The sequence below is a fragment of the Candidatus Hydrogenedentota bacterium genome, assembly GCA_018005585.1.
GTDB lineage: Bacteria > Hydrogenedentota > Hydrogenedentia > Hydrogenedentales > JAGMZX01 > JAGMZX01.
Genome location: JAGMZX010000078.1, coordinates 8,068 through 11,956 on the forward strand (window position 1 = coordinate 8,068; position 3,889 = coordinate 11,956).

Consider the following 3,889-nt stretch of genomic DNA (forward strand, 5'->3'; position numbering starts at 1 on the left):
TCAGCCGGCGCAGCGCCGCCTCGCGCTGCTCGCCCTGCGCAATGCCCAGATACAGCGGGAATATCTGCGAGAACTGGCTGCCCTCGTCATAGCAGCCTTTCTCCACGTTGAAGAAGCGCGCATTGTACGCTGCCGCGATGGCGTCCTTCTTCGCCGCCCAGCGCGCCTGATCGTCCGTCTTGCCCAGCGCCCCGGCGAACTCCTCGAGCATTTTCGCCGTCCAGTAGTAGCAGCCCGAGCCGATGGGCGGCATCGGCGTTTGCTCGACGCCGACCCAGTCGCCATAGTGGCAGTATTCGAGGACATTGTCGACTGCTTTCGCGTCCAGCGTGCCGAACCAGCGCGCGATGTTGTCGTAATGCCGCTCAACCGCGCGCAGGTCGCCATAATAACGGTAGCAATACCACGTGATCAGCGGATAGGCGATGGCCCATGGCGGCGATCCGTCCGGCTGCCCCCACAGATGCGGGCAGGTATCGGGCACAAAGCCCTCGGGGCTCTGCGAATCCGCGATCACGCGCAGGAAGTTCTCGTAGTAGGCGGCCATGTCGAAATTGAGGATGCCGGTCTCCGCCGCGAGGTGCGCGTCGCCCATCCAGCCCATGCGCTCGTCACGCTGCGGGCAATCCGTCGGGATGCTCATGTTGTTGCCGCGGATGGACCACAGCGTGATGTCGCGAATCTGGTTGTAGAGTTCGTTAGCGCACTCGAAATGGCCTGCGCGGCGCAGGTCCGTGTGCGCCACTTGCGCCTCGACCTTTTCCGCCGTCAATTCACCCGGATAGCCGCGAATTTCCGCGTAGCGGAACCCGTGTTGCGTGAAACGCGGCGCATAGGCCTCGGGGCCGCCGCCCTTGAGCACGTACCGGTCCGTGACGCGCGCCGACCGCAGGTTTTCCACGTTGAGCCGCCCGTCGGGATACAGCAGTTCCGCGTGGCGCATGACGACCTCGGTCCCGGCCGGGCCTTCCACCTGGAGTTTCATCCAGCCTGTCAGGTTCTGCCCGAAATCGACGATCACCGAGCCGTCGTCCAGCGGCGTGAGTTTCACCGGTTTGACCGTGTCGACGACGCGGATGGGCGGCATAATCTGGCTGCTCATCTGCTCCGGCGGCGTTTCCAGGGGTACGACCGCTTCCCAGCCCGCGTCGTCGTAACCCGGCGCGTTCCAGCCGGTTTTTTCGAGCCGCGCATCATATGTTTCGCCGTGATACAGGCTCTCCTCGACAATAGGCCCGGACGACCAGCGCCAGGACGGGTCGGTAACAATTTGCTGGACCTCGCCGTCCGCATAGTCGATGCACAATTGCAGCCACCCGGCGCACGTGCCCTGCCACCAGCCGTGGCCGAGCATGAGGCCCGCGACGTTGTCTCCCTGTTGCAGCAGGTTTGTTACGTCGTGGGTCACATAAAGGGCCCGCTTGTGGTGTTGCTGGTTCGCCGGGTCGAGCACGTGATTGCCCACGCGTTCGCCGTTCAAGTACAGCTCGTAATAACCCAGCCCGGACACATACGCCCGCGCGCGGCGGACCGGCTTCGCCACGAGGAACGCCTTGCGCATCAAGGGCGATACACGCCGGCCCGGCTGCGAAACGCGAATACCGTCCACCATATCCTTGCGGCGCCAGTAGCCGCCGTCGAGCAGGGACGCCGCCTCGACCGAACGGCCCTGCGCGAGGTTGTTGCCCTGCGCGTCGAGCACTTCCACTTCGGCCAGCGCGAAGAGGCACTGTCCCGCGCTATTGTCGCGCATTTGCCGCACGTTAACGCGCACATACCGCGCGGGAGTTGGAGTACACTCGAATTTCACTGGTGTCTCGCCGGGATTTGGCTGGTCCTCCGCTGTCTTGTCCGCGACCGTCTGGGCCTTTGCCCGGCCCGGTTCCGGCGACAACGTGACCGAATAGCGCACCGGAAATCCGTAGCCGGTCAGGTCTTGTGTTTCCGTTTTCATGCGGGCGGGGTATAGCACGACCGCGGCGACTTCGCGCGCTTCGCCCAGGTCGATCTGTACCCACTGGCGGCGATTGTTCTCGTCGAAAAACTTGCTGTGGTAGCCGAGGGAGTCAACGATGTCCTCAATGCCGCGCACCCACGCAGCCTGGAAATCTCCGGGGGACAAGAGGCCCATTTCAAACGAAGCCGTATTGCTGAAGGGGCCGGCCCGGTCCTGCCGGTCCCACGCGCGCACGCGCCAGTGATACGTGCGGCCCGCCGCCAGCGGGGGGCCGCTGTAGACGACATGTACATTCTCGGCGGAAGCCGTCTTGCCCGTGTCCCACACGTCCGGCTGGCTGTTGAGCAAACCTTCCTGAGAAGTGGCCACCTGCACCTGGTATGCGGTCTGGCCTTGGTTGCGCTCCGTGTGCCGCACCCACCAGCTGAACCGCGGCGCGGGCGTGTCCACGCCCGCCGGCTCGCTCACATACTCGACACGCAGGTTCTCCGGCGCGAGCATCTCCGCCCGGGCCGCGGGCGCGAGAAGCGTTCCGCTGCCTGCCAGAATCATCGCGAACATTCCCGCCACGCGCATTGCCATACCGTCTCCTTTCTTTGTCCACCCGCGCTTCAGCGGGCACGACAGTGCTTGCGAATCCGCCGGCGCAGGCCGTCTATCGCGGCGCATACAGGGCCATGATCAGCATCCCAATCACTCCCGCGAACGCCAGCAAGGCAAAGATGCATCCGCCCCAAAGCCGCACCTTGAACCAGCGCGAAATGTGGCCGCATGACGGGCAGACCTCACGGCCCGCGAGCAGCGGCGCGCCGCACGCGGGGCAGGTTCGCCCGGGCTGCGCCGCGCCGCTCATGTCGCCGCTTCGCATCGCGGCGCCGTGCACGCAGCGCGCACGCTGCCGTCGAGTTCGTGCAGCGTGACCTCAAGCATGCCGGTCGCGATGCGTATGATGCCGTAAGAGGCGCGCTCGCCCCGATCCATGGGACCGCGCAAGTGGCCCGGATTCAGGTAAATCTGGGGCTCGACACGGTTCACCGCGGCCCGGTGCGTATGGCCGCACAGGAGTATATCGGCCTTGCGTTCCGGGACACCCCAGTCCGCGCTGGAATGGGCGCATGCGATGGAAATACCCGCCGCCTCGATAATCAGCGTCTTCGGGGCGCTGCCTGTTTCATATTCCGGGCACCAGAGGCCGGGAACCGCGTGCACGGTGTAACCCGTGATAATCAGCTCCAGCGCGTCCGCGTAGTCGTCGCCGAGATGAATGACGCGCTCGGCCCCGTGCCGTTCCGTCATATGTTCCGCGACGCGAAACATCAGCGGCAGACGGCCATGCGTGTCGCTCATGACACCGATGATCACTACCGGCCCTCCGCGAATGCGTCATAGAGCGCCTGGCAGCGCGCCTGGTCCAGCGCCTGGTCCGCGAAGATCAGGCGGAACCGCAGATCGAGCGGCTGACCCTCTTCCAGCGTGGGCTCGAAGAAGGCGCCAAACCGGGCGTACCGGCGGACCGAATACACGGGCACGCCGCCGGGCAGGTCCGGCGGCGACATATGAATGACCCAATAGCGCTTGCCGCGCACCTCGACGCTCGCGCAGACCCACCACGCGCCCACGACCTTGTCATCCTCCAATTCCTGCGCGCCTGCCGGCAGGAGGTACTGCGTCGTGTCCGGATGGTCCGCCACCTCCTGCGCCATGCGGATGTGCATGCCCGCGTGCTGCAAGTCGCCCTTCAACCGAATCGTCCCGCGAAGAGAAGCGAGTCTGGATTCGAAATCGACCAGGCGCAGCCCGTCTTTTGTGGGTGTCGCCCCAATCGTGCGGACTTCCTCGATGAAAGGCGCGTCGCGCAGGTCGCGCCATTCGATTTTCTCCTGTTGGAAGGCCCACAACCCGTGCGTGCCGAACGCCAGCCACGCGACGTGC

At 65.2% G+C, this 3,889-nt stretch carries 4 protein-coding genes; all 4 read right to left on the reverse strand.

Annotation, left to right across the window (positions count from 1 at the left end; translation table 11 throughout):
• The coding region (locus tag KA184_13835) for a family 78 glycoside hydrolase catalytic domain (protein ID MBP8130655.1) at positions 1–2,539 on the reverse strand (2,539 nt) is incomplete at its 3' end.
• 73 nt (positions 2,540–2,612) lie between these two features.
• Positions 2,613–2,810 (reverse strand): hypothetical protein, encoded by a 198-nt coding sequence (locus KA184_13840; GenBank protein ID MBP8130656.1) that lies wholly within the window; start codon positions 2,808–2,810, stop codon positions 2,613–2,615.
• Positions 2,807–3,319, reverse strand: coding sequence for a metallophosphoesterase family protein (locus KA184_13845; GenBank protein ID MBP8130657.1), 513 nt, complete (start codon positions 3,317–3,319; stop codon positions 2,807–2,809). The genes KA184_13840 and KA184_13845 overlap by 4 nt, the downstream gene beginning before the upstream one ends.
• The coding region (locus KA184_13850) for a PmoA family protein (GenBank protein ID MBP8130658.1) at positions 3,319–3,889 on the reverse strand (571 nt) is incomplete at its 5' end. The genes KA184_13850 and KA184_13845, both read right to left, overlap by 1 nt.

Bases quoted from the DNA above. Each gene is read 5' to 3' on its own strand.
- KA184_13840 (MBP8130656.1), bottom strand. From the start codon at position 2,810: ATGAGCGGCGCGGCGCAGCCCGGGCGAACCTGCCCCGCGTGCGGCGCG.